This window comes from Streptomyces sp. ADI95-17 (assembly GCF_003846175.1).
GTDB lineage: Bacteria > Actinomycetota > Actinomycetes > Streptomycetales > Streptomycetaceae > Streptomyces > Streptomyces sanglieri.
In genome coordinates this window covers 457,921-479,773 of sequence record NZ_ML123050.1, presented here as the reverse complement: position 1 = coordinate 479,773, position 21,853 = coordinate 457,921, and the positions used below count along the sequence as shown (strand labels likewise).

Annotated in this window: 19 protein-coding genes, 3 pseudogenes and 1 riboswitch; of the genes and pseudogenes, 10 read left to right on the top strand and 12 right to left on the bottom strand. The window is 68.4% G+C overall.

Translation table 11 applies throughout. The features are described 5' to 3' along the window. Positions 1-54: 54 nt before the first annotated feature. Positions 55-282, bottom strand: a pseudogene (locus EES42_RS32975) (aminoglycoside phosphotransferase family protein); the annotation flags it as partial. Positions 283-646: 364 nt separating this feature from the next. After that, a riboswitch (ZMP/ZTP riboswitch) is annotated at positions 647-732 on the top strand. 22 nt (positions 733-754) lie between these two features. Here EES42_RS32975 and EES42_RS32970 point away from each other — a divergent pair. Beyond that, on the top strand, positions 755-1,612 hold the full coding sequence (locus tag EES42_RS32970; protein ID WP_124721883.1) for a bifunctional 5,10-methylenetetrahydrofolate dehydrogenase/5,10-methenyltetrahydrofolate cyclohydrolase: 858 nt from the start codon (positions 755-757) through the stop codon (positions 1,610-1,612). Positions 1,613-2,198: 586 nt separating this feature from the next. Here the strand turns inward: EES42_RS32970 and EES42_RS32960 are convergent. Then, a complete protein-coding gene (locus EES42_RS32960; RefSeq protein WP_124721882.1) occupies positions 2,199-3,278 on the bottom strand; it encodes a protein kinase family protein in 1,080 nt (359 codons plus the stop codon). A gap of 268 nt (positions 3,279-3,546) precedes the next feature. Between EES42_RS32960 and EES42_RS47660 the strand changes: the two genes are divergently transcribed. The 4 genes from EES42_RS47660 (at position 3,547) to EES42_RS32935 (ending at position 7,514) form a co-directional block, all read left to right on the top strand. Continuing rightward, complete coding sequence (locus EES42_RS47660) at positions 3,547-3,840, top strand: MarR family winged helix-turn-helix transcriptional regulator (RefSeq protein ID WP_323138554.1); 294 nt, start codon at positions 3,547-3,549, stop codon at positions 3,838-3,840. Between the two features lie 303 nt (positions 3,841-4,143). After that, positions 4,144-5,484, top strand: coding sequence for an MFS transporter (locus tag EES42_RS32950; RefSeq protein WP_241196778.1), 1,341 nt, complete (start codon positions 4,144-4,146; stop codon positions 5,482-5,484). 226 nt (positions 5,485-5,710) lie between these two features. Continuing rightward, the gene (locus tag EES42_RS32940) at positions 5,711-6,415 is read left to right on the top strand and encodes an alpha/beta fold hydrolase (RefSeq protein WP_124721880.1); all 705 of its coding nucleotides are present in this window, start codon (positions 5,711-5,713) and stop codon (positions 6,413-6,415) included. A 124-nt stretch (positions 6,416-6,539) separates the two neighbouring features. Then, complete coding sequence (locus EES42_RS32935; RefSeq protein ID WP_346775436.1) at positions 6,540-7,514, top strand: NAD(P)H-dependent flavin oxidoreductase; 975 nt, start codon at positions 6,540-6,542, stop codon at positions 7,512-7,514. A 346-nt stretch (positions 7,515-7,860) separates the two neighbouring features. On the opposite strand, the gene EES42_RS32930 is transcribed toward EES42_RS32935, so the two are convergent. The 3 genes from EES42_RS32930 to EES42_RS32920 form a co-directional block, all read right to left on the bottom strand. Further along, positions 7,861-8,511 (bottom strand): polysaccharide deacetylase family protein, encoded by a 651-nt coding sequence (locus EES42_RS32930; RefSeq protein WP_124721878.1) that lies wholly within the window; start codon positions 8,509-8,511, stop codon positions 7,861-7,863. Beyond that, the gene (locus EES42_RS32925) at positions 8,508-9,749 is read right to left on the bottom strand and encodes a DUF4303 domain-containing protein (RefSeq protein WP_124721877.1); all 1,242 of its coding nucleotides are present in this window, start codon (positions 9,747-9,749) and stop codon (positions 8,508-8,510) included. The genes EES42_RS32930 and EES42_RS32925 overlap by 4 nt, the downstream gene beginning before the upstream one ends. Positions 9,750-10,102: 353 nt before the next feature. After that, complete coding sequence (locus EES42_RS32920) at positions 10,103-10,606, bottom strand: NUDIX hydrolase (RefSeq protein WP_124721876.1); 504 nt, start codon at positions 10,604-10,606, stop codon at positions 10,103-10,105. Positions 10,607-10,876: 270 nt separating this feature from the next. Here EES42_RS32920 and EES42_RS32915 point away from each other — a divergent pair, with 270 nt between their 5' ends. Beyond that, the gene (locus tag EES42_RS32915; RefSeq protein WP_124721875.1) at positions 10,877-11,428 is read left to right on the top strand and encodes a DoxX family protein; all 552 of its coding nucleotides are present in this window, start codon (positions 10,877-10,879) and stop codon (positions 11,426-11,428) included. A 282-nt stretch (positions 11,429-11,710) separates the two neighbouring features. On the opposite strand, the gene EES42_RS32910 is transcribed toward EES42_RS32915, so the two are convergent. Then, on the bottom strand, positions 11,711-12,133 hold the full coding sequence (locus tag EES42_RS32910) for a winged helix-turn-helix transcriptional regulator (protein WP_124721874.1): 423 nt from the start codon (positions 12,131-12,133) through the stop codon (positions 11,711-11,713). Positions 12,134-12,218: 85 nt separating this feature from the next. On the opposite strand from EES42_RS32910, the gene EES42_RS32905 reads away from it, so the two are divergent. The 3 genes from EES42_RS32905 (at position 12,219) to EES42_RS32895 (ending at position 14,660) form a co-directional block, all read left to right on the top strand. Continuing rightward, a complete protein-coding gene (locus EES42_RS32905; protein ID WP_124721873.1) occupies positions 12,219-13,034 on the top strand; it encodes an NAD(P)H-binding protein in 816 nt (271 codons plus the stop codon). A gap of 81 nt (positions 13,035-13,115) precedes the next feature. Next, on the top strand, positions 13,116-13,721 hold the full coding sequence (locus tag EES42_RS32900) for an SMI1/KNR4 family protein (RefSeq protein ID WP_124721872.1): 606 nt from the start codon (positions 13,116-13,118) through the stop codon (positions 13,719-13,721). Positions 13,722-13,952: 231 nt separating this feature from the next. Then, positions 13,953-14,660, top strand: a complete 708-nt coding sequence (locus EES42_RS32895) for a hypothetical protein (protein WP_124721871.1) — start codon at positions 13,953-13,955, stop codon at positions 14,658-14,660. Between the two features lie 54 nt (positions 14,661-14,714). On the opposite strand, the gene EES42_RS32890 is transcribed toward EES42_RS32895, so the two are convergent. Beyond that, the gene (locus tag EES42_RS32890) at positions 14,715-15,452 is read right to left on the bottom strand and encodes a class I SAM-dependent methyltransferase (protein ID WP_241196742.1); all 738 of its coding nucleotides are present in this window, start codon (positions 15,450-15,452) and stop codon (positions 14,715-14,717) included. A 240-nt stretch (positions 15,453-15,692) separates the two neighbouring features. On the opposite strand from EES42_RS32890, the gene EES42_RS32885 reads away from it, so the two are divergent. Next, positions 15,693-16,337: a PH domain-containing protein gene (locus tag EES42_RS32885; protein WP_124721870.1), complete on the top strand. Its 645-nt coding sequence runs from the start codon at positions 15,693-15,695 to the stop codon at positions 16,335-16,337. 119 nt (positions 16,338-16,456) lie between these two features. Here EES42_RS32885 and EES42_RS32880 read toward each other — a convergent pair whose 3' ends face one another. From EES42_RS32880 to EES42_RS45125, 5 genes and pseudogenes are all read right to left on the bottom strand, one after another. Next, positions 16,457-16,990: a hypothetical protein gene (locus tag EES42_RS32880; protein WP_164495438.1), complete on the bottom strand. Its 534-nt coding sequence runs from the start codon at positions 16,988-16,990 to the stop codon at positions 16,457-16,459. A gap of 423 nt (positions 16,991-17,413) precedes the next feature. Further along, positions 17,414-17,494, bottom strand: a pseudogene (locus tag EES42_RS47385) (hypothetical protein); the annotation flags it as partial. A 175-nt stretch (positions 17,495-17,669) separates the two neighbouring features. Then, positions 17,670-20,078: a glycoside hydrolase family 2 protein gene (locus EES42_RS32870; RefSeq protein WP_124721869.1), complete on the bottom strand. Its 2,409-nt coding sequence runs from the start codon at positions 20,076-20,078 to the stop codon at positions 17,670-17,672. A 301-nt stretch (positions 20,079-20,379) separates the two neighbouring features. Continuing rightward, positions 20,380-21,417: a LacI family DNA-binding transcriptional regulator gene (locus EES42_RS32865; protein WP_124721868.1), complete on the bottom strand. Its 1,038-nt coding sequence runs from the start codon at positions 21,415-21,417 to the stop codon at positions 20,380-20,382. 116 nt (positions 21,418-21,533) lie between these two features. Then, positions 21,534-21,853, bottom strand: a pseudogene (locus EES42_RS45125) (hypothetical protein); the annotation flags it as partial.

The following is a 21,853-nucleotide window of genomic DNA, read 5'->3' as shown; positions in this document are numbered from 1 at the left end:
TCGGCTGCGTCGAGGAACAGGCGACGGCTCCGCGCCGCTCGGCGCAGCCGCGGGCTACACCGACGGCAGAAGTGCCAGCGCCTGCTTCGCGTTGCGGTCGGCGACTCCCTGCATGAACGCGCGGTCGGGGAAGTCGCTGTCGAGAAGCCGCAGGGGACCGGCCACCAGCGACAGTCGCACCGCGAGCATGTACAGGTCGAGCCGTCGGGGATCGAGACCGGGCCGGTCCGGTACGGCGTACCGCTCGCCGAAGCGGGGCCGGAGGAAGACATGCTCCCACTCGTGCATCGCGCCGAGCATTTCGGCAGGATCGTCGAGCGCCCCCGAGGCGCGCTCGGGATCAGTCTCGAAGAGGGCTTCGAGCGTGCGCACAAGTTCCGACAGGTCTTCGATCTCCGCGAAACGACGCTTCCGCAGAAGTCACACAGGACGACGCCGCGTGCACCACTGGAATCATGCTTCGAAGCCTCCGCGCCCTTCAGCTGCCGATGAGCGGCCGCGCCCTCCGGGAACCCTGCCGGATGCTCACGTCGGACCAGGCCAACCCGGCCTTCGGCCGACTCCAGCGCCGAGTGGCCGATCCTTCATGAGCCGCAACCATCCGAGACTGTTCACCAGTGCCAGTGCGCAGCGTCTACTACAGTGGTGTCTGGACCGTGACTGGCGCTGAGGTGGAGTACCACCGGGGAGCGGTCTGACGAAGAGTCGATGCCGTGCGCCTGGGCGAGTGGTCAGCAACGCCTGGAGGGCGACGATGTCCCGGACTCAGACAGCACAGCTCATGGATGGCACCAGCCTCGCCAGACGCATGATTGAAGAGACAACTGCCAATGCGGCGGACATCACGCGACGGACGGGGACCAGCCCCTGTCTGGCGACGGTGCTGGTGGGGGAGGACCCCGCTTCGGTCACCTATGTCCGTATGAAGCAGGCGCGGTGTGCGAAGGCGGGCATCAAGTCCCGGCACATCGGCCTGCCTGCCGAAACCACGACAGCAGAACTGATCGACGTCCTCGCCGGCCTGTCCGACGATCCGGAAGTACACGGCATCCTGCTCCAGCATCCTTGCGGCCCGCACATCGACGAGCGAGCGGCGTTCGAGGCCATCGCCCCGGAGAAGGATGTCGACGGGGTCACGATGCAGTCCTTCGCCGCGATGAGCTTCGGCCTGCCGGGCTTCATGTCCTGCACACCGGGCGGGATCATGCGACTTCTGGAGGCGTACGACGTCGAACTCGCCGGCAAGCTCGCTGTCGTGGTGGGGCGAAGCGCGATTCTCGGCAAGCCGGTGGGGATGCTTCTGCTCGCCAAGAACGCCACAGTGACGTACTGCCACTCCCGCACGGCGGACCTTTCGTCGATCGTCCAGGAAGCGGACGTTGTGGTAGCTGCCGTGGGGCGGCCACGGTTGATCAGGGGTGAGGACATCAAACCTGGAGCTGTGGTGATCGATGCCGGCTACAACCCGGGCAACACCGGCGACGTGGATTTCGACACGGCTCTCACCCGTGCCCGTCTGATCACTCCGGTGCCCGGTGGCGTCGGGCCGATGACCATCGCCGTCCTGCTCGCACAGACCGTGGAAGCTGCCGCGAACCAGCTCGGAATGTGACCCGCGGCAATGCCGAGCATGGCCGGCCACAGGGGAAGCCGTCCGGCCGCGCCCAGGCGAGGTCGAACACCCAGGTCAGGAGGAGGAGCAGGCCGAAGAGTTCCGGCTGACGACGCAGGGCCCGCGATGGTTGCGCTCCACAGACTGGTGCTGAGCGTGCTGTTGGCCGCCAGGCGCTGACCGTCGGAGAGCAAGGGAACGAAGAGGGCGTGCTTTCCCGCCTGCCCCAGGCGTGAAGCAGCGAGGAGGTGCCCAAGAGCCCGACGTACACGGACGGCGTGAGCACCCCCGTCACGTGCGCGAGCGGGACCGCCCCCAGCTGTACGGCCCGGAGCGCGGAGCCGGTGACCAGGAGCCGCCGGGCGGAAAGCCGGCGTATTCACCGGCCCAGGACCGGTGAATAGGGCGGATGGTGCGGACACCGTCCTGCCGACCGGTGGCCCTGCCGGCCCTCCGAAGGGGCCCCGGAACGCGCTGCGGCCACTTCTCACCGTCGCCCGCGGCCGAGTCGTTCACCAGTCGGTGCGTTCGCTGATCCGACTGGCCAGCGACGGATCGGCGTGGGCGGTGTTGCGTTCCCGGCCCATTAGTCGGTTGAACAGTCGCCCTGCTGCTGTGCCCGCTCGATGTCGGCGACCGGGTACGGGGTCAGTTTGCTCTCGGAGAGCAGCCGACGGTGGAACTCGTCCAGAACAGAGGCTGTCCGAGCATGCCGGTTGATGACCGTGGCAATGGCGGGTGGGACCTTTTCGGATCTTTCACCCTCGATCCAGTTGCGCAGAAACACCCCGTGCTCCGTGCCGACGTGCAGATCGTCGGGCAGATGGTGACGGATGAGGTGGTTCCCGATGTAGCAGCCGTCGTACGTGAGGTGGTCGGAGAGGAACTCGGTCTCGGCCTGCGAGAGTTCGAACTCGGAGCTCAGGGCAAGGCCGAAGTCCGCGAAGTAGATGATCCGGCCGTCGGTCAGGACGTTGTTGAAGTGGGCGTCGAAGTGGACGAGCCCGCGGGAGCTCATGAAGTCGGCCCCACGTATCAGAGCTTCCTCCGCCCACGCGTACCCCACGTCGTGCGGACTGTCTGCCGTGGCCGCTCTGTGGTCCCTGAGCCACGTGCCGAGAGTCTGTGGCACGTGTTCCAGGAAGATCACAAGGCTGGACGAGGAGCGACCGATGGCCTCCAGCCGGTCACGCACGGCCGACGAGCCCTCCCAGTGGGCCACCGCACCGTCGATGCCGCCGAATTCGTCGGCGAATGCCCGGGGAGGGGAGTCCGGCAGGACCCGCCAGTGGTACATCAGCGGAAAGCCTTCGTACTCGCTGCCGATGGCCCAGCCGGTGGTCATCGTGTGCACGGCCAGCTCACGCCATGCGCCGAACCCGGATGAGCCCGCCCCGTACTGGTAGAACGTTGGCAACCCGAAGACGTTCGCCGTCGACCGTACGTTCTCCGGCCGCAATTCGATGTCCGTCAGCGGGACTCGCTTGACGAAGACTCGGGTTCCGCAGAGATCGAGCTCCGCGGACCTGCCGCCGATGCCGGACCCGAGAGGGGTGGCCGAGGCCACGACTTCGCCGAGTCGACGGTCGCTCAGCAACGACAGGTGGGTGGAGACAGATCCGTATGCGGCCAGGCGTGCGGTGTGCCGCGGGTCCGGATGGTCCATGAACGACTCCTCAATGCCCGAACACGACATCAGCGGGCTCACTGGCGTGATCGATCCTATGCGTGGCAACCGGCTTTCGTCCTGAGCGCCGATGTGTTGCAGATGGAGGTGCCGTGCCATCCCAACACGCGGAGCGTGGCATGGGGTTGCATCGAAGTCCTGCCGTGTGTGGCGGGATGACCATCCTGTCTTTCGTCGGTAGATGCTGTGCAGCTCAAACTGAACAGCTGAACTGGATAGCCATGACTGAGGGTCTTACGGTGAAAACATGGCCAAGAAGACCGAGAGCGCTTCCGCCTCCGCGCCCGTGTCCGCCTCCGCGGTCCGTGCCGCAGGCGCCGTCCTCGTAACCGTCGGGCGCCTGCGCCGTCGCATCCGGAGCGTGAACGACACCGCGGACATCACTCTCTCCCAGGCCTCCGTCCTCGCCCGGCTCTCCAAGAGCGGGCCCGCCACGGCAAGTGACCTCGCGGCTCTGGAGGGTGTGCGGCCGCAGTCCATGGCCACCACGATCGGGTCGCTCTCCCGTCTCGGGCTAGTGGAGCGTCACGCCGATCCCTAGGACGGCCGCAAGCAGCGCGTCACTCTCACCGACTCCGGCCGTGAACGCGCCGAGGGGGACCGGGAGGCCCGTCACGCCTGGCTGACCCGTGCCCTGGAAGAGCACTGTACGGAGAGTGAGCGGCAGACGGTCGTGCAGGCGATGGCCGTGCTGGAAAGACTGATCGAACCATGAGCATCGAAACATGAGCTTCGAACCATGAGCGAGGAAAAGCCCCTCATTCCCCCCGACGCGACGCCCCGCAAGGGCGGCAGCGGGCGGAGCGCCCCGGGCAACCGCTTCGATCGTCGCCTGATACCACCGATGATCCTCGGGTCGGTCCTCAACCCGATCAACTCGACGATCATCGCTGTCGCACTCGTCCCCATCGGCGCCGCGTTCGGCGCCCCGCCCGCGGAGACCGCCTGGCTCGTCTCGGCGCTGTACCTCGCCACCGCGATAGGGCAGCCCGTCGTCGGTCGCCTCATCGACCTCTTCGGGCCGCGCCGACTCTTCCTGATCGGCACCGCACTCGTAGGCGCCGCAGGCATCATCGGAATGTTCGCCCCCAACCTGGGCGTCCTCATCGGCGCCCGGGTGGTGCTCGGCTTCGGCACCTACGTCGGGTATCCGGCCGCAATGTCACTGCTGCGCCGCGAGGCGGACCGTACCGGAAACGACAACCCCGGCGGAGTACTCACCGCGCTCGCCGTCTCCAACCAGACCATCGCCGTCATCGGCCCCACGCTCGGCGGCCTGCTGATCGGCGTGGGCGGCTGGCGCACCACCTTCGCGCTGAACATCCCGCTCGCCGCGGCCGCGCTGGTTCTCGGCGCGCTACGGCTGCCGAAGTCCCCGCACGTCCAGCCCGGTGGTCCGGAAGGCCCCGGCGGCCACGGACGCATCGCGACGCGTCTCGACCTCCCCGGCATCGGCCTGTTCGCAGCGATGCTCGTCACCCTGCTGCTGTTCCTCATGAACCTGAGCGTGCGGACGCTGTACCTCCCCGCCATTGCAGCCGCGGCGGCCATCCTGTTCGCCCGGCGTGAGCTGCGGGCCCCCGAACCCTTCATCGACCTGCGAGTCCTCGGCGGCAACGCACCCCTGCTCGCCACCTATGGGCGAGCCCTGGTCGCGTACGTCGTCTCCTACGCCTTCCTCTACGGCTTCACTCAGTGGGTGGAGGAGGGCCGCGGACTCTCGGCCTCCCAGGCGGGACTCGTGCAGCTGCCGATGTTCCTGCTGGCCATCGCCGTCTCGGCGTTCACCGGTCGACGCAACGCCGTTTGGGGCCGGCTCGTCATCGGCGCCGTCGGCCAGATCGTCGCGTGTGTGCTGATGCTGTGTCTGAACGCGAGCAGTCCGATCTGGATGCTGCTGGTCGTCGCGCTGGTCTTCGGTGTGCCGCAGGGGCTCAACAGCCTCGCATTGCAGAACTCGTTGTACCGACAGGCCGATCCGGAGCGCATAGCAGCTTCTTCCGGGCTGTTGCGCACCTTCTCCTACATGGGCTCGATGGTCGCATCCGCTGCGTCGGCGCTCGCCTTCGGCCAACACGCCGACACCGGTGGCATGCACGAGCTGGCCTGGGTGATGGCCGGTGCAGGTGTGCTGTACCTGCTGGTCACGGTCCTCGACCGACGCCTGCACTCACTCGCTGCCTGAGCACCCACAGCGGCCCGGGAAACCGGCATCCCGGTTATTCGCCTGGTGCTCGCCGGGATCGCCACAGGTGGCGTGGTGCTCTCGACCGTCCGCCTCGCGGTCGAACTCGCTCACCGACTGACCGCCGCGGTCACATACGACATGGTCTCCGGCCCGCTGCGAAGCCCCCGTTCCGCTATCGGCTGACGCTGTCGCGTCCCCGGTGGACAGGCGACAGGATCGTCATATGCAGCCCATCTTCGTTCTCGTCCACAGTCCGTCCGTAGGCCCCTCGACCTGGCAACCCGTGGCCGAACATCTCACGGCCGCGGGATACACGGTACGGGTGCCGTCCCTGCTGCACATCGGCGGCGGTGCTCCGCCCTTCTGGCCCCGTGTCGCCGATGCCGTCCGCGATGACCTGCGGCAGGTCCCGGTCGGCAACCCAGTGACGTTGGTCGCTCACAGCAACGCCGGCTTGTTCCTCCCGGCGATCCGTGCCGGCCTGGATCATCCGGTGGCCGGATCGATCTTCGTCGATGCCGCGCTGCCGGCCCGGATCGGGCCGACACCTGTCGCCTCTCCCGAATTTCAGGAGTTCCTCCGCCCGATGGCGGTGAACGGCAGGCTGCCGCGCTGGACGGACTGGTGGGACGAGGCGGACGTCGCACCCATGTTCTCCGATCCGACAGTGCGGCAAACGGTCGTCGAGGAGCAGCCGAGCCTGCCGCTGTCCTACTACGAGCAGCGCATCCCGGTCCCCGAGGGCTGGGACGACCACCCCTGCTCCTACTTGCTGTTCGGCCCGCCGTACGAGGACTGCTCCGCCGAGGCACACGAACGCGGCTGGCGCGTGGCACACCTGCCCGGCGCACACCTCCATCAGATCGTCGACCCTGCCGGCACAGCCCGGCACCTCGTGGAACTTGCCGGTCCGGCTGGAGCCGCCTGATCCGCCCGAGGGCCAGAAGCGGGCCGCTGCTCGCCAGGACGCCACCATGCCTCTGCACCGGCCTGTTCGGCGCGCTGCATGCGATCGCCGGTTTCGCTGCGACGGGCAGGACGGTGGGGCAAGGATGGAGGGCATGGGATTGTCGACGGCATTCACGGAAATATCCGGTGTGGAGTATCCGATTGCCCTGGCCCCGATGGGTGGTTCGGCCGGTGGAGCACTGGCGGGGACGGTCTCGCGCGGCGGCGGGCTCGGACTGCTGGGGGGCGGAGGCGGGGACGAGGACTGGCTGGCCAGGGAGCTGCCCGTCCTGGTCGATGAGGCAGCCGGGAAGCCCTGGGGCATCGGCTTTCTGTCGTGGGCGGTCGACGTCGCTGTCGTCGCGCGGGCGCTGGAACACGGTCCGACCGCGATGATGTTGTCCTTCGGCGACCCCGGCCCGTTCGTGGAGCACATCCGCAGCGCGGGCGCGGTGCTGATCATCCAGGTCACCGATCTGGAGGAGGCTCGGAGGGCGGTGGAACTGGGCGCCGATGTGATCGTGGCGCAAGGCACCGAATCCGGCGGACACGGGGCCCGGCACGGACGGTCCACGCTGCCGTTCGTCCCCGTCGTGGTGGACCTGGCCACGCCGACCCCGGTGCTGGCGGCCGGCGGAATCGCGGACGGGCGCGGTGTGGCGGCCGCCCTGGCGCTGGGGGCTGAGGGAGCACTGGTCGGCACCCGCTTCCATGCCACGCCCGAGGCGCTGCTCGCTCCCGAGACCGCCCGGGCGATCGTTGCGGGGCGTGGAGAGGACACCGAGCGCAACAGCTTGCTGGACATCGCCCGCAGCTCGCGGTGGCCGACGAAGTACACCGCACGCACCCTTGGCCACCCCTACCTCGATGGCTGGTGGGGCCGGGAGGACGAGCTCGCAGCTGCCCCTCATTCCCAACAGGCATACCAGGACGCCGTGGTACGAGGCGAGATCCCCGCACTGCCCCAGTGGGCCAGCGAGGCCATCGACCTCATCAACGACCTGCCGTCCGCGGCCGACCTGGTCGGAACCCTGGCTGCACAGGCCGAGGCCGCACTGTCCCGAGCAGGCAGACGCTGATCGGGGACCAGTTGGGTTCTCGCTCTGCGGACGGCCGCCAGGTCCGGTGTCCGGCTCCGCTGAGGCACTGACTGATCGCTTTGGGACGAGACGCGAATGCTGCTGGGCGGGAAGTGTCCCGATGGAGTCGACTCGGCGCACGAGGGCCACACGATGAACCTGGGCGGGCCTCGGCGGACGGGTCCCGACGGGAGTCGGAATGCCCAAGTACTGAAATACCTGAGGGACTTGGAGCCACTTGCGCCTTGGCAGGTGGTCGGCAGAGGCAGATGATGCCGCACACGAGACCGAACGGACCTCGCCCCGGTCCACGAATGCCTCGGCCTGTACCGGGAGAACGGCACCTTCATGCAGCGGTGAGGGATCCAGCCTCCGGCAGATCGTCGAAGCCGAGGCAGCGCAGACCCAGTTCGGCGGCCCGAGTGAGCAGCCACTCGATCCGGGCCGGGGCGATGTAGTCGTGTTCGTGGGTGTCGGCGATCGCATGGGCGATGAGGATTGACACCTTGCCGCGCTCCACCGCTCGACGCAGCCCTCCGAGCAGCATGGCATCGGAATGGCCACGGGGCTGGTGCTGGGCGCCGTTGTCCGCGCCGGCACCGATCAGGATGCGGCGTTCGGGCAGTTCGGCGACGGGCACGAAGAAATCGTCGATACCGGCAAGCTCTCGGCCCTCCGGGACGCTGACGCTGCCACGAAGCCGGGTGGAGACTTCGGTGAGCAGCGCATCCGAGGACTCCGAACGGGCGGAGCACGGATAGGCGAAGGTACGCGGGTCGAACCCCTCCGCACGCAGTCCAGCCGCACAGGGGGCGACCTCGTCACACAGGTAGGCGTCCGAGCCCACCTCGGCCACCCGCTCGGCTGCGTTCAGGTGCCGCAGGCCATGGGCGCCCACCGTGAGACCGTCCGCGGACAGTTCGCGCAGCCGGCTCCCCAGCCGCCGAGCAGAGCCCGTGCCGCGCACCGCAACAGGCAACAGCCCGATTCCGTTCACCCGCCGAGCATGGCGGCGGCCTCGCGTACCTGCGGATCCGGGTCGTCCTGGCTCAGGTGCTTCAGCCGCGCGGTGTAGCGGTGACGCTGCTCCGCGTTGAGCGGTGCGCCGGACAGTACGAGGAGCGCGTGGCGCCGTACGACGGGCAGCGCCGAGGCCAGTGCCGCGAGCGCTGTCCCGGCCTCGTCCGGGCCGATCGAGCAGAGCCCCCTCCCCGGGGCGAGCTGCTCGGACACGTCGGGACGACGGTCGGGGCACACTGCCAGTGCGTTCTCCAGCGGCGCGTAGTCGAGGGGACCGTGGGCGCCGTGGTCGCGGAACGATGTATAGGGTGCGGCGAAGCCTTGTACTGCCACCCCCGGCGGAATACTGTCGAGCCGCTTCACCACCAGATCCATCCGGCCCAGACGCGAGAGCGCTGCCGCGGCCCAGGACCGGTCCGGCTCGTCGAGGTGCTTGTTCGTCATGGTTCGTTCCAGTGCATCGGACACCTCGGCCGACGTGATGCCGATGTCGGCCAGGAGCTTCGCCCAGAGCCACTTGTCGGGAGAACTGTCCAGACACGCCAGCGCGGCGGGGACGGTGAGCCCACCGAGCGCCCGAAGCCACTGGATGGCCCGTTCGGAGGGCAACGGCGACGAGTGCGACCCGACGATCGCGACGAGCTCGGCCACCTGCTGCTCCGGAGGCAGCGCGGCCAGTCGGTCCGCCTCTCGCTGCTCGGCGTCCAGTTCGGGGAAGTGCTTGCGTACCTGCGCCCGGGTCAGACTCAACGGAATGAGCTCCCACGCCTCGTCCATCGCGACGACGACGAAGTCCCCGCCCACGATCCCGTCGGCCACCAGCTGCTTCCTCGCTGCTGTGCAGGCCTTGGCAGCGGTACGGAGGTAGCGCTCGTGGACCGTGTCCCAGTGCCGGCCGTCCCCTGCCGTCGCGGCTGTCTCCAGCCGGGAGGCCCACTCCTCCTCGGCCGCTCCCGGGTCGAGTTGCCATGGCCAGTCCGCCGGGCTCCACCGCAGGGCCTGAGCATCGAGTGCGTCCGGCGCGGCGGCTGCGAGTCTCTCCTCGCTCGCCACACCGACGAGCGTCCAGGCGATGGTGCCGCCGGACTCGGCGTAGAACTCATGGACAGCCGCGCCGTAGATGTGCTCGTCAGGATGCTCGGCGCACATGCGTCGGACGAAGCCGACGACCTGGTCCCGTATCGCCGCTTGAAGACCGGCCCAGTCGAAACGCATCCGTGGACCCTACCAAGGGCGTCGAGGCCTGCAATCCGGTGGTGGGCGCGTAGTGGGCGACGACCTGCGGGTATTCGACGAGGCTCTGCCGGGCCGCGAAGCCGGAGGAAGGGGTGAGCCGCAGCAGCCATCGCGATCAGCCGACCCGGACGCCGGAAACCGGTCCACTCCTGTCGGACCTCGCGGATCTGCCGGACCTGTCGAATCCGTCGAAACAGTTCGTCCGTCGTGAGTATGTGTATGGCATCGGTTCCACGGACTGGCCCATGACGTGGTCCGAGCCGCCGTTGTCATCCCGCTGTCGGTACTCCAGCCGTAGATCGTGATCTTCATGTGGTGGCCACTGTCCGGCGTCACCAGCGGGCGACGAGCGTCTCCTCCTTGCCCCGGTTGCGGTACAGCCAGGTGGTCCCCGGCGCGATGGCCCCGGTCAGATAGCCGACGATGGGCTCCCGCTGCGTTGCACTGTCCAGTTCGCCGAGCAGCTTCAGGGCATCAGGCAGGGGGAAGAAGGCAGCCTGTGCGATGTCGTCGTCCTCCGGCGCAACGTCCCCGCACCACTCTTCGATCTCGAAGGCAACGGCCAACGCCGACGGGTGCTGTTCGGAGTCGATGTGCATGAGGAACGCGGTCCGCACCGGGTCGCCCACCAGCAGCCCGGTCTCCTCCCGCAGTTCGCGCCGGAGAGCTTCGTGCATGAGCTCGCCGTCCTCGACCCCGCCACCGGGGAGGGACCAGAGCATCTCGCCGTCAGTGCCGAGACTCTCTCGCACGAGCAGGATCTCGTTGCCCTGGCGGACGATGCCAATGACCAGCTGCACCCGGGGTTCGGGGGCCTTCGAATCTTCGGCTGTCATGCCGCAGACCGTACACCGGCCGCCGGGACCAGGCCGTGAACAACCCGGAGTCCCATGTCCCATGCCCGGGCCGCGCCCGCTCCGGCCGCCTGTCTCCCAGCGTTGCCGGACGTGCTGGTAGGAGTTCCGGCGCAGAACACCCGGGACCCGCATCAGTGGAGGTCACGCCTCGTCGTACCTGCTGATACCGCGCGCACTCCACCGCTCCGGGCTCGATACCGGCTGGGGGAGGGGTAAGGATGGAGAGGCAATGCGATTTTGGAGAATCCAATGAAGTTCATCGATGAGAAATTGCGTGCCCCGCCCCAGCCGGCGGCCCGCGTTCAGGGAAAGACCGCGGTATCCGCCGGTGACTGCGGTCTGCTCCTTGTCAGGATCACCTTCGGTCTCCTCATGGCCGGGCACGGATCCCAGAAACTCTTCGGAATACTCGGTGGTGAAGGTCTCGACGCAACAGGCAAGGGCTTCGCCGCCCTGGGGTACCGCCCAGGAACGCTCTATGCCGCCATAGGCGGTGGTTCGGAGTTTCTGGGCGGCCTGGGGCTGGCCCTGGGGCTTTTCACGCCATTGGCTTCGGCTGCCCTGATCGGTGTGATGATCAATGCCATGGCGACCGTAACGGCGGCACACGGCCTATGGGAAACGCAAGGCGGCGTCGAGTTCAATGTGTGCATCGCGGTGGTGGCCCTGGCCATCGCCGCCATCGGGCCCGGGCGGTTCGCCCTCGACAGACCATTCCGCTGGGGGCGGGGTGGCTGGCCAGAGGCCGCCTTCGCGCTGTTTGTAGGCGGCATCGGAGCTGCCATCGTGCTGAGCCTTTGAGTCCGGCTTCCCCGCGGTCCAATTCTCTGCCCGGTCTGGCGCGTGCTGCCGGGGCGGCGACGCTGATGATCTCCAAGGGTTGTGCGCCGCGCGAAGTCGAGTCCTAGCACGGCCTGCTCACCCGTGATCCTTCCCAGCGGTCATTGCCCAACGGCAAGTTGCCTCCGACAACGAACCGCCTGACGCGGCTGCGATTGGCGAACAGCGATCCATGCCGCCGGTGTCGGTGGCGCGCATTGGCTGATGGTGGGATGGCGTCGTGCGTGGACCAGGACGGTCCGGTCAACGCACATCGTGGCCGGGGTGCTTCTGGTCGTAGTCGTGTCGGGCTTCGGCGATGCCTGCTCGGTGCGCCAAGGACCACTCGGCGAGCGCCTTGACGAGGTGGGTCAGGCTTGCGCCGGTTTCGGTGAGGCGGTAGTCGACCTGGGACGGAACGGTGGGATACACCGTGCGGAGGACGAGCCCGTCGCGCTCCAGCCTGCGCACGGTGAGCGTGAGCATGCGCTGAGAGATGCCCTCGATCGCACGCTGCAGTTCCCGGAAACGGCGCGGCCCGCCGGCGAGCTCCACGATCACGAGGACCGACCACTTGTCGCCGACCCGGTCCAGCACATCCCGGATGCCGCAGTCGGGGTGGTCCTTCCGCCCGCAGGGGTCGAGCTCAGCAGGCTCGGGGGTTACTCCGGTGTGCGTGGGTGACATCGAACTGCCTTCTTGTGGCCGGTGGGCGGACGGGTCAGGATCCCATCGTAGTTACTGAAGAGAACCACGAAGGAGACGGCGACCCATGATCTTGGTGACCGGAGCGAACGGACATCTCGGCGCACTCACTCTCGCCGCTCTGCACGCCCGCAAGGCGGACGCGACAGGCGGCAGCCGAACGCCCGGCGACGCGATGCGGCTGCTGGACTTCGACAACCCGTCCAGCCTCGACCTGGCCGGTGTCACCACCGTCGTGCTGGTCTCCGCGGGCTACGCGGAGGACGACCAGGTGGTCCGGCGGCACGCGGCAGTTGTCGAAGCTGCCGTCCGCGACGGCATCCAGCACATCATCTACACGAGCCTGACCGGTGCCGGTGACCACCTCGGCTTCGCGCTCGCCCACCGTGCAACCGAACAGCTCGTCACGGACAGCGGCCTGAGCTGGACAATCCTGCGCAACGGCCTGTACGCCGAACTCTTCGGCGCCCTGATGACGTGGGACGGCGATACGCTGGAGTCCGCGTTCGGCGCGGGCGCGCTGGCAGCAGTGGCCCGTGCGGACCTGGCCGATGTGGCGGCGATCGTCGCAGTCGATCCGGAGCGTCACACCGGACGCGTCTACGACCTTGTCGGCGTGCCGATCACGGCGGCGTCCGTTGCCGGTCACCTGGGAACGGGCCACCGCACCATCGGGTTGGCGGAATACCGGCGCAGGCTCCTGGACACCCCTGGGCTCCTGCCGTTCCAGCCGCCCATGCTTTCCTCGATCGCCACGAGTGTCCGCCATGGTTTCCTCGGCACCACCAACACGGACCTTCAGGACCTTCTCGACCACCCTGCACGCGACGCGCTGGCCATCGCCGCTGCGGCGGCCTCCGCCGCGCGGCCGGAGTCCGGCTGAACTCCGTGGTCCGGCCATCACGATGTGCCGGCCGGATGGGCTCACCAAGGTCATATGCTCCACAGCATGCCGAACCATGAAGTGGCGATCGGGCCGGCGATCGCCGTGCTGTCCGAGGCGCTGCATCGTGCCGACGTCGATGCAGGGTTCGGGCGTTGCCCGGCCGCCGATCTCCAGACGGTGGCTCGGAACCTGCCACTTCCGGCGGAACTGCTGAGCTTCTACGGGACTTGCGGACCGCTCGGCACGGTCAATGTCCCAGCTCCACTCGGATCGATCGCGCTCACCCCTGCCCGGGATCTGGTCTCCTATCAGCCCGGCTACCGCCGGCACAGCAACCAGGGGCACCGACTGAACGAGCGGCCGGACGAGTGGGTGGTGATCGCCGACCACTCAGGAGATCCGTTCATCGCCGACACCGCGGTGCCGGGCACACGAGTCGGCATCGCAGTTCATGGCACGGGCTCCTGGAGGCCGTTCTGGGTTGCGCCCACGCCGGCTGACTTCGTCATGCTGCTGGCCTGCTTCACCGAGTCCTACGTCGTCGAGTACCTCAACGGTCCCGGCGGAGACGAGGACGACGACGAAAGTCGGCCGCCCGCCTATCACGACCGGCTCGCCGCACTGCTGCGTGACCGAGCACCCGCAGTCGATGCCGTGGCCTTCCTGAAATACCTCCGCCAGTAGCCCACGCGACGGGGTCCCGGTGCTCCTGTCGGGAGGACCGGTCCGGGTCGGGCCAGATCGGATCGGACCGGTCCGGATCGGGCCGGACCGAGTCCGCGCAGCGAGTTCCAGCCGTCCGATTGCGGGCCGGTGAGCCGGTCACGTTCGGCCATTTCGTTACTGGCGAACCGCTTACCTGGCTCCCCAACTCCTCGTATTATTCACTCACTTGGGAATGGCGGGGGAGGGTGAATGGCTTCCGAGCTGCCGCTCGTGCAAGGTGTGGTGATCGCCTTGTTCTGCTGGTTGATCTACCGGATTTTCGTGGGGATCCGCGGCGCCGTACACCGATGGAGGTTGCCGGAGCCGTCGCTCGCCCCGAGCCAGTTGGAGATGTGTCAGGGGCAGGCATTCCGTGAGATCTGTCGACGGTCCGCGAGCCCGGGCCCGCAGGTCACGATGACGGACTACTTTGCCGAGCGAGGGTGGAATCGGGCAGACGCCATGCGCATCCTGGCCGAGCCGATCAAGCACAAAATGATCAAGATCAAGGGATGGAGGTTCGGCGGGTACAGCGTCACGCGCAAGGGCTGGTCCGAGTACGAGCGCAAGTTCATCTGGACAGGAGGCGAAGGGGTGCACATCTCTTCCACAACGGGCGGCTTCGTCGTGGCGAACGTCAACAGCGCGCACGCCGTGGCACACGGCGGCTACGGCAACCGGGCGAACGCGTCCGACATCCCCCACCAGCAGCTGATCGACGCCCTGCGTACGGACGCAGCCACCGCAACGTCCGATGAGGGGGTACGGGCCCGGGAGTACGCCGACGACCTGGCCGCAGCCGTCGACTCGCAGGACGCCGACCGAACAACCCGCATCCTCGCGAGGATCAACGCACTCCTGTCCACCGCCACGACAGCCTTCACTCTTACCCGCGAACTCCTGCCGCCCAACTCGTAGCGGCAAACGGGCAGGACGACCGTTCGCAGAGGCAGCGGTCCGACTGCCGAGGCACTACTGCTCGTGGTGTCCACGGGCGAGATGGACAGTGACGTCGGCGGCGATCTCGACTGTCCGAGGCAGAACCTGCATGATCTGGCTGAACACCTGCTCCCGCTCGAAGGCCGGCAGGACGAGATAGGCAGAGATGGTCGAGAGCTGGCCGATGTATTCGCGAGCACTCATCGTCAAACGTCTTTCGACCACGCACTGTTGAACGTCGGTGAACCACTCGGACCACTGGAGCTCCGTACCCGGCCACTGCATGTCACACTCCGGAGGTGTCCCGTCCGGGGACGGGATCTCGTCACTCTCCAGAAACGGTGCTCGTGCTGCGCGCACCACCTTCTCCACCGCGGGGTCGGCCAGCTGGATCGGCCCCCCGAACGAGGCGAACACACCACCCGGCTCCAGCAGCGCGGCCATGCGGGTCCATCGACCCTCCGGGGCCGTCCAGTGCAGCGCTGCTGCCGCATAGACCAGCCCGTACTTCTCACCCGGCCGCACATCCTCGAAAGCGGCCCGCACCGTCCTGACGCTCGCCGGAACGTGCTTGCGCAGCTCGTCGAGCATGGCCCCGTCAGGCTCGGTCGCGGTGACCGTGATCCCCTGTCGCGCGAACAGACGGGTGGCCTTGCCCGTCCCGGCGCCGATCTCAAGGGCAGACCGGACCGGATGACCCGCGTACGCCATCACCACATCGAAAAGTTCCACGGGATACCCCGGCCGGAACCGCTCGTAGGCTTCCGCCATCACTCCGAAGCTCCGTGCGCGATCAGACATGCCGCACATCCTGACACGAGCCGCGACCTCTGTGGCCAACCCCTACAAGGCTGCACGCATGGCAACGAGGAGGCGCCGCCCTGCGATACAGCCCCCCGGTGCACGTCCCCGGCGCTCGTCCCCGGCGTCCCCTGGGACTCCGGCGGCTCATGACCCTGCCAGGTCGAACATGATTGCGGTACAGGTCGGCCGGAACAGTAGACTCCGGACATGACTGAAGTCCCGCATCCTCCACCACTGTCGAGCCGGTGGCGGGCGAGGCAGTCGGGTTTCGCCTATGCGCCGCAGGATTCCGCCGATCTCCGGCAGAGCCGCCGCCGGGCCGCCTTGTTGATCGTGCTCCTGGTGTTGCTGGCGGTTGCCGGCGTCATCGCCTGCGTCAGCGCGGTGGCCCAGTGGGGTCAGGAACACATTGAGCTCGCCGGCCGCTTCGGTGCGACAGCGGCCTACCGCCCGGCCGTCGTGCTCGCCGGTGGCCTGGTCCTGCTGATCGCTGCCGGATTCGGAGTGGCCGGCGCGCGGGCCGTGGCCCGACCACGGAAGCCGGCAGTCGAGCTGACGCCGGACGTGGTGCGTTCGAACTGGCTCGGAACAGTGGAGGTGCCCTGGTCCGACGTGGTCGGTGTTCAGGTGACCAACGGGCCCCACCTGCGGCTCGCCCGGCAGATGGGTGCCTACCGCGTGGCGGGGAGGCCGCGCCGCGAGGACAACGAAACACTGCTCCGCCTCTACGCGCCCGCGAATGATGTCCTTCCGCTCGTTGAGTGGCTACGGGCTCATCCCGAAGTGCGTGCGACTGCCCTCGTCCCGGGCACAGGGCTCCTGCCGGCCGAGCACGGCGGCACCGGTTCGTGACCGAGCAGGACCGAGCGGGACCGGGCACTGGGTCGGACGGACAGCAGCCCGACAGTCACCGACATCGTGACAGCGACTGTGACCGGGGCGAAGAGCAGCGGGCCGGGGTCGGCGCCGGTTCAATCGGAACCGACCGCCGCCTTCCGGACCCGTGCCCGCTCCCATGACCACGAACCCGCACCCACCAACAGAGCCGTTCCCAACGCGTACACCGGCAGCCAACGTGTCGTCGTCGACGCGAGGCAGTCGGCCACGGCCTGGCGGCTCTGCATCAGCTGCGTGTGGGCCAGCGCGTCACTGTCACGACCGGCCAGGTTCCCAAGAGCGGCCTGTGTTCTGAGACTCTCGTACCGGCCCGACTCCACGCACTCGTGCCGGGTGCCCGGCATCGGAAACAGCCAGTCCCAGCGCTGTAGCGCCGGCGCCAACGTCAGTGCCACGCACAGACCCACCACGAGCGAGAACGCCGCCAGACTCCACCCGTATGCAGCCCGTCGGTCCGGCGTCCACACCGGTACATGGCCAAAGGACAGGACCACCGCGAGCAGCGTCACACCGAGATAGGTGGAGAACCACTCCCAAGATCCCTGCGCCAGCGAGAACGCCAGCACCACGGCAAGCGCGGTCCCCAGCACACCGGCATCGCCGGTCATCCGACTCCCGCCCACGACCACGGGGCTCCGGACACCTCGACGGCTGTGCCCACTCACACGCTCTCTCCTGCCTGCTTCCGGAGCGCCAGCCTCCCGTAGCCGCCCGTTGTGCCACTTCGACACCACACCGGTACGCCCTGACCCCACCCGAACAGCACAGTCATGAATCATCCGAAACCGCTTCCCTGCCGCCCGCGGGGGCCGACGAGACGATTTCGGGAACGACATACGTCCCGGGGTCCGGGGTGACCTGGACGAGCGTCTTGCATCGGCTGTCTTGACGTTCACGCCGGCGGAGAAGGGCTCGACGCCGTTACGCCCGCGACGGCCCGCCTCCATCAACCACCGACAGGTCTGTCGGGCCCTGCTGGTGACGCTCTCGGGATAGCCATAGCTGACCTGGTGTTCGGCGAACTCGTCCTCGTCCTCGATGCGGGTTTCTCCGCCACGGTGCCGAACGACATCGAGATCGAGGTCCACCATGCGCAGGACGGTCCCGTCCACCACTCGCCCTTCCGGATGTCGACCAGCACCGTGGCGTTCCTTGCGATCACGTCAGGAGGCTTACCCAACAGTGCCGTAGGAATGTCGGAGGGCGGTGATGGTCGACTGCCGGCAATCCGGTCCGGTTCAGAGGATGCTCAGCCCGGTACCTTCCTGACCCGGTCGGCGGGCGTCCTCAGGAGGCCCCCACGCTGAACAGGGCTTCGCGTGCGGCGGCAGCGTCGGGGTCGGTCCAGCCTCTTACGGTGATCCGTGCCTCCTCGCCGGGGAGCAGCGTGATCAAGCCCCGGTCCGCCACGGCGTCGGGCGCCAGACGGTCGGGCTGGAGGAGGAGATCGCGGATCAGAGTGCGGGCCGTGACGACGACATCGACGGCGTCGGCTCCGGACCGGGCGTCGAGGCGCACGTCGTACTGCGGAGCCGGGTAGGCGAACTCCTTGTCGAGCACGGAGAAATGCACCGCCCGGAGTCCGTCGGCATCGGCCACGAGGAATTGCCCGGTGGAGTCCTCCGGCAGCAGAGGGCTCGGCACCGTCAGTCTGGTGACCGATCGCGGGCCCGCCTCCAGGTCCAAGGACGCCTCGTGCAGCACGGATCCCTCCGTGTCGAGTCGGCGCAGGAGGACCGTCGCCCGCCAGGCGGAGCCGGACTGGTTGTCGAGGGTCAGCACGGGGCCGTCATCGGTGGGCACGAGGGAGAGCAGCCGGTCCGCGTAGAGCCGCCGCAGTTCGTGGTAGAGCGGCTTGAATCGGCCGTCGCCGTCGATGGCCGCCCATGAGCTGACCGGCCAGCAGTCGTTGAGCTGCCAGACCACGGCGCCGGCGCACACCGGCCAGCTCGCCCGCCAGTGCTCGATTCCTGCGGCGACGGCGCGCGCCTGGACGACCTGGGCCAGATAGTGCCACCGGTCGAAGTCGCCCTCGGGCAGCCCGAAGTGATGCTCGATGCCCCGATCCAGTTTGCCGTTGCCGCCCTCGGCCTTCTGGTGGTGCAGCATGCCGGGGGAGTCGGGGGCGAGTCGTTCGCCGGGCAGGGCGCGGTGGAGCGTCGCGAGGGCGGGGGGAGCCTGCCAGCCGAACTCCGCGCAGAAGCGGGGTACGTCCGCCCGGTACTCGGCGTAGTCCTGACGGTTCCACACTTCCCACGAGTGGTGGGTGCCGTGCCGGGGATCGTTGGGATGGTGCTCCCACGAGCCGGACCAGGGACTGCCCGCCGTGTACGGGCGGGTCGGGTCGAGTTCGGCGACGATCCGGGGCAGCATGCCGAGGTAGTAGCCCTCGCCCCAGGAATTGCCGGCCAGCGGCTGCTCCCAGTCCCAGTCCCGGAACCCCCAGAGGTTCTCGTTGTTGCCGTTCCACAGCACCAGACTCGCGTGTGGCATCAGGCGGATAACGTTGTCACGGGCCTCTGCCTCAACCTCTCCGCGTAGCGGCTGCTCCTCCGGATAGGCGGCGCAGGCGAAGAGGAAGTCCTGCCAGACCATGAGCCCCAGTTCGTCGCACACGTCGTAGAACGCGTGGTCCTCGTAGATGCCCCCGCCCCAGACCCGGACCAGGTCGACGTTGGCCTCGGCGGCCTGGGTCAGTCGTTCGCGGTAGCGCTCGGGCGTGACCCGGGAGGGCAGGACGTCGTCGGGGATCCAGTTGACCCCGCGCGCGAAGATCCGTACGCCGTTGACGACGAAGGTGAACCCGGTGCCCTGGGCATCCGAGGAGCGATCGATCTCGACGGTGCGGAAGCCGATGCGGCGCGTCCAGGCGTCGAGCCGGTCACCCTGCTCGTCGAGCAGCGTCACATCGAGGTCGTACAGCGGCTGTTCGCCGTATCCGCGGGGCCACCAGAGCGCCGGCTCCGCCACGTCCAGGCCCAGCACTGCTTCGTCGCCCTCGAAGGCGATCTCCGCCTCGATGCCTGCACCGGCACCGGCGACGGAGGCGCGCAGCGTCAGTCGTCGGCCGGCGCCGTTCGCGGTGCGTTCCGTGCGCACCCGGAGTTCGACGCGGCCGGTGGAGCCGTCGACCGAGACGAGGGGGCGGACGTCGGCGAGGCGAGCGGTGGACCAGTGTTCAAGGCGTACCGGCCGCCACATGCCGGCGGTCACGACGGTGGGGCCCCAGTCCCATCCGAAACTGCAGGCCATCTTTCGGATGTACTGGAAGGGCTCCGGGTAGGCATTCGGGCGCTCCGCGGTCAGGGCGCGGACGCGGTCCGCCTCGTCGTAGGCCGAATCGAATCGCACTTCGAGTTGTCCGGTACGCCCTGTGACGTCGAAGCGGTGAACCCGGTGCATGTTGCGCGTGGTGCCGAGACTCTCGTCGGCGAGGACGACCTCGGCGGCGGTGTCGAGTCCGTCGAAGACCAGATCGGTGCGCTCGTGCTCGCTGTTGTGGTGCAGCTCGGTCACGTACGACCATGCCCGCCGTCCCACCCAGGCGATCTCGGTCTCGTTGTGGCCGATGAAGGGGTCGGGAATGACCTGGGCGGTGAGCAGATCGGCGTGGACGCAGCCGGGGACGCGGGCGGGCAGCAGCGCGTCCTCGTGGCGCAGGCTCCAGCCCTCGCTCAGCTGGGTGACGTCCTTCATGGTGTACGGCTCCAATCGCCTGGCAGCTGACGGATGCGTTTACGGGGTTCGGCGGCGTGTCCGGCCTGTGCGGCAGACGTGGCCTTCGGGGGCGACGAATTGGTCACGCGGTCGCCGCACTGTTCATGAACCGATCAAGCTTCGGTCGGCTCACGCTCGGTCGTCAATGAAGGCCATTAGGGCCTGACTTGTGCGGGTTGTGGCGCAATGAACTCGACGCTGGGCAGCGGCCGCTGGGTCTGAACTTTACCGGTTCAGGTCTGACTGGCATAGTGCTTAGGCCAGTGCGACGGATCTCCGTTCAACGAGAGTGCGAGACGCCGCCCGGCGACGGCGGGCCGGTACTGCCTCGCGGGACGAAGCCGGCGCATTCCATGCGGATGTCCTCCGCCGGTTCACCCGCGATGAGGGACAGGAGTGCGCTTGCCGCGCGTGCGCCGTAAGCCGGAATGTCGCGGGTGGTCACCGAGAGCACGGGGCGGACGACCTGGGTGAGTGGGGACTCGTCCCATGCGACGATCGAGAGGTCGGCGGGGACGGAGAGATCCAGTTCCTGGGCCACGGAGAGCGCCGCGACGGCCATGATGTCGTTGTCGAAGACGATCGCCGTTGGGCGCCGGGGCGAGATCATCAGGCTCCGCGCCGCGCGGGCGCCCTCGTCGCCCGTGTAGTCGGTGTGGATCAGGGTCGCCTCGGGGATGCCGGCCTCCTGGCAGGCCGCGCTCAGCGCCGCGTCCCGCACCGCCGTGTGCGCCAGCCCTGCGGGCCCGGCCACACGGGCGATCCGGCGATGGCCGAGTGCCGCCAGGTAGCGGACGATCTCGTGGACGCTCTCACCGTCGTCCGACCAGATCGCAGGAAGCGTGCCTGTCGCATGAGGCGGCCCGATGGCGACCGCGGGCAGGCCAAGCGCTTCGACGGCGGGCGGGCGGGGGTCATCGGTTTGAAGGTCCATCAGGAGGACGCCGTCGATGCGTCTCTCGCCCCACCAGCGGCGGCACAGTTCGATCTCGCTCTCCTGCGAGTCGACCATCTGCAGCATCAGCGCGTACGACCGCTCGACGAGGATGCTCTCCACCCCGCTGATGAACTCCATGAAGAACGGTTCGACGCCCAGTGTCCGGGCGGGGCGCCGCACAGCGAGGCCCACGGTCTGCGCCCGACCGCCGGTGAGGGCTCGGGCGGCGCTGTTGGGGCGCCAGCCCAACTCCTCGGCGATGTCCTTGATCGACGCGCGAGTGGTCTCGGAGACGCCCGGCAGATCATTGAGCGCGTACGAGACCGCCACTTTGGAGACGCCGGCGCGGCGTGCGATGTCCGCCATGGTCGGCCGCTTCACACGCCGCTCCTGTTCTGCGCCGAGCTGATCTCGGTGGGGGAAGTCTGGGGAGACCCTACCGTCCGGCCGGGCGGCCTTCCGACGGTCCTTGCGGGAGGCCGCCCCGGCTGTGGCTGCTACGAGGCGTTACCGGCGTCGGCCGTGGGCGTCGGCCGCAGCGGTCCGGCGACGCCACGGCCCTGGTAGGCGCCCATGTTCGGCGGATTGCCGACCGGGTTTCCGTACAGGTCCCGGCGCGGGGAGCCCGGGACGGGAGTGCCCGCGCGCAGGGCGGGGGAGCCGGAACGCAGGCGCAGTCCGTCGGGGAGTGCGCCGGTGGGGTCGGTGAGCCGGGGGTCGGTGGTGGTGCCGCCGGGGTTGCCGGGGGTGCTGCGGATGTTGGCGAGGGTGTTGTGGGCGAGGGTGACGGCGTTGTTCTTGAGGTTGAAGGTGGCGG

Bases quoted from the DNA above. Each gene is read 5' to 3' on its own strand.
- EES42_RS32970 (WP_124721883.1), top strand. From the start codon at position 755: ATGTCCCGGACTCAGACAGCACAGCTCATGGATGGCACCAGCCTCGCC.
- EES42_RS32960 (WP_124721882.1), bottom strand. From the start codon at position 3,278: ATGGACCATCCGGACCCGCGGCACACCGCACGCCTGGCCGCATACGGA.
- EES42_RS47660 (WP_323138554.1), top strand. From the start codon at position 3,547: ATGGCCAAGAAGACCGAGAGCGCTTCCGCCTCCGCGCCCGTGTCCGCC.
- EES42_RS32950 (WP_241196778.1), top strand. From the start codon at position 4,144: ATGATCCTCGGGTCGGTCCTCAACCCGATCAACTCGACGATCATCGCT.
- EES42_RS32940 (WP_124721880.1), top strand. From the start codon at position 5,711: ATGCAGCCCATCTTCGTTCTCGTCCACAGTCCGTCCGTAGGCCCCTCG.
- EES42_RS32935 (WP_346775436.1), top strand. From the start codon at position 6,540: ATGGAGGGCATGGGATTGTCGACGGCATTCACGGAAATATCCGGTGTG.
- EES42_RS32925 (WP_124721877.1), bottom strand. From the start codon at position 9,749: ATGCGTTTCGACTGGGCCGGTCTTCAAGCGGCGATACGGGACCAGGTC.
- EES42_RS32920 (WP_124721876.1), bottom strand. From the start codon at position 10,606: ATGACAGCCGAAGATTCGAAGGCCCCCGAACCCCGGGTGCAGCTGGTC.
- EES42_RS32915 (WP_124721875.1), top strand. From the start codon at position 10,877: ATGAAGTTCATCGATGAGAAATTGCGTGCCCCGCCCCAGCCGGCGGCC.
- EES42_RS32910 (WP_124721874.1), bottom strand. From the start codon at position 12,133: ATGTCACCCACGCACACCGGAGTAACCCCCGAGCCTGCTGAGCTCGAC.
- EES42_RS32905 (WP_124721873.1), top strand. From the start codon at position 12,219: ATGATCTTGGTGACCGGAGCGAACGGACATCTCGGCGCACTCACTCTC.
- EES42_RS32895 (WP_124721871.1), top strand. From the start codon at position 13,953: ATGGCTTCCGAGCTGCCGCTCGTGCAAGGTGTGGTGATCGCCTTGTTC.
- EES42_RS32890 (WP_241196742.1), bottom strand. From the start codon at position 15,452: ATGGCGGAAGCCTACGAGCGGTTCCGGCCGGGGTATCCCGTGGAACTT.
- EES42_RS32885 (WP_124721870.1), top strand. From the start codon at position 15,693: ATGACTGAAGTCCCGCATCCTCCACCACTGTCGAGCCGGTGGCGGGCG.
- EES42_RS32880 (WP_164495438.1), bottom strand. From the start codon at position 16,990: ATGACCGGCGATGCCGGTGTGCTGGGGACCGCGCTTGCCGTGGTGCTG.
- EES42_RS32870 (WP_124721869.1), bottom strand. From the start codon at position 20,078: ATGAAGGACGTCACCCAGCTGAGCGAGGGCTGGAGCCTGCGCCACGAG.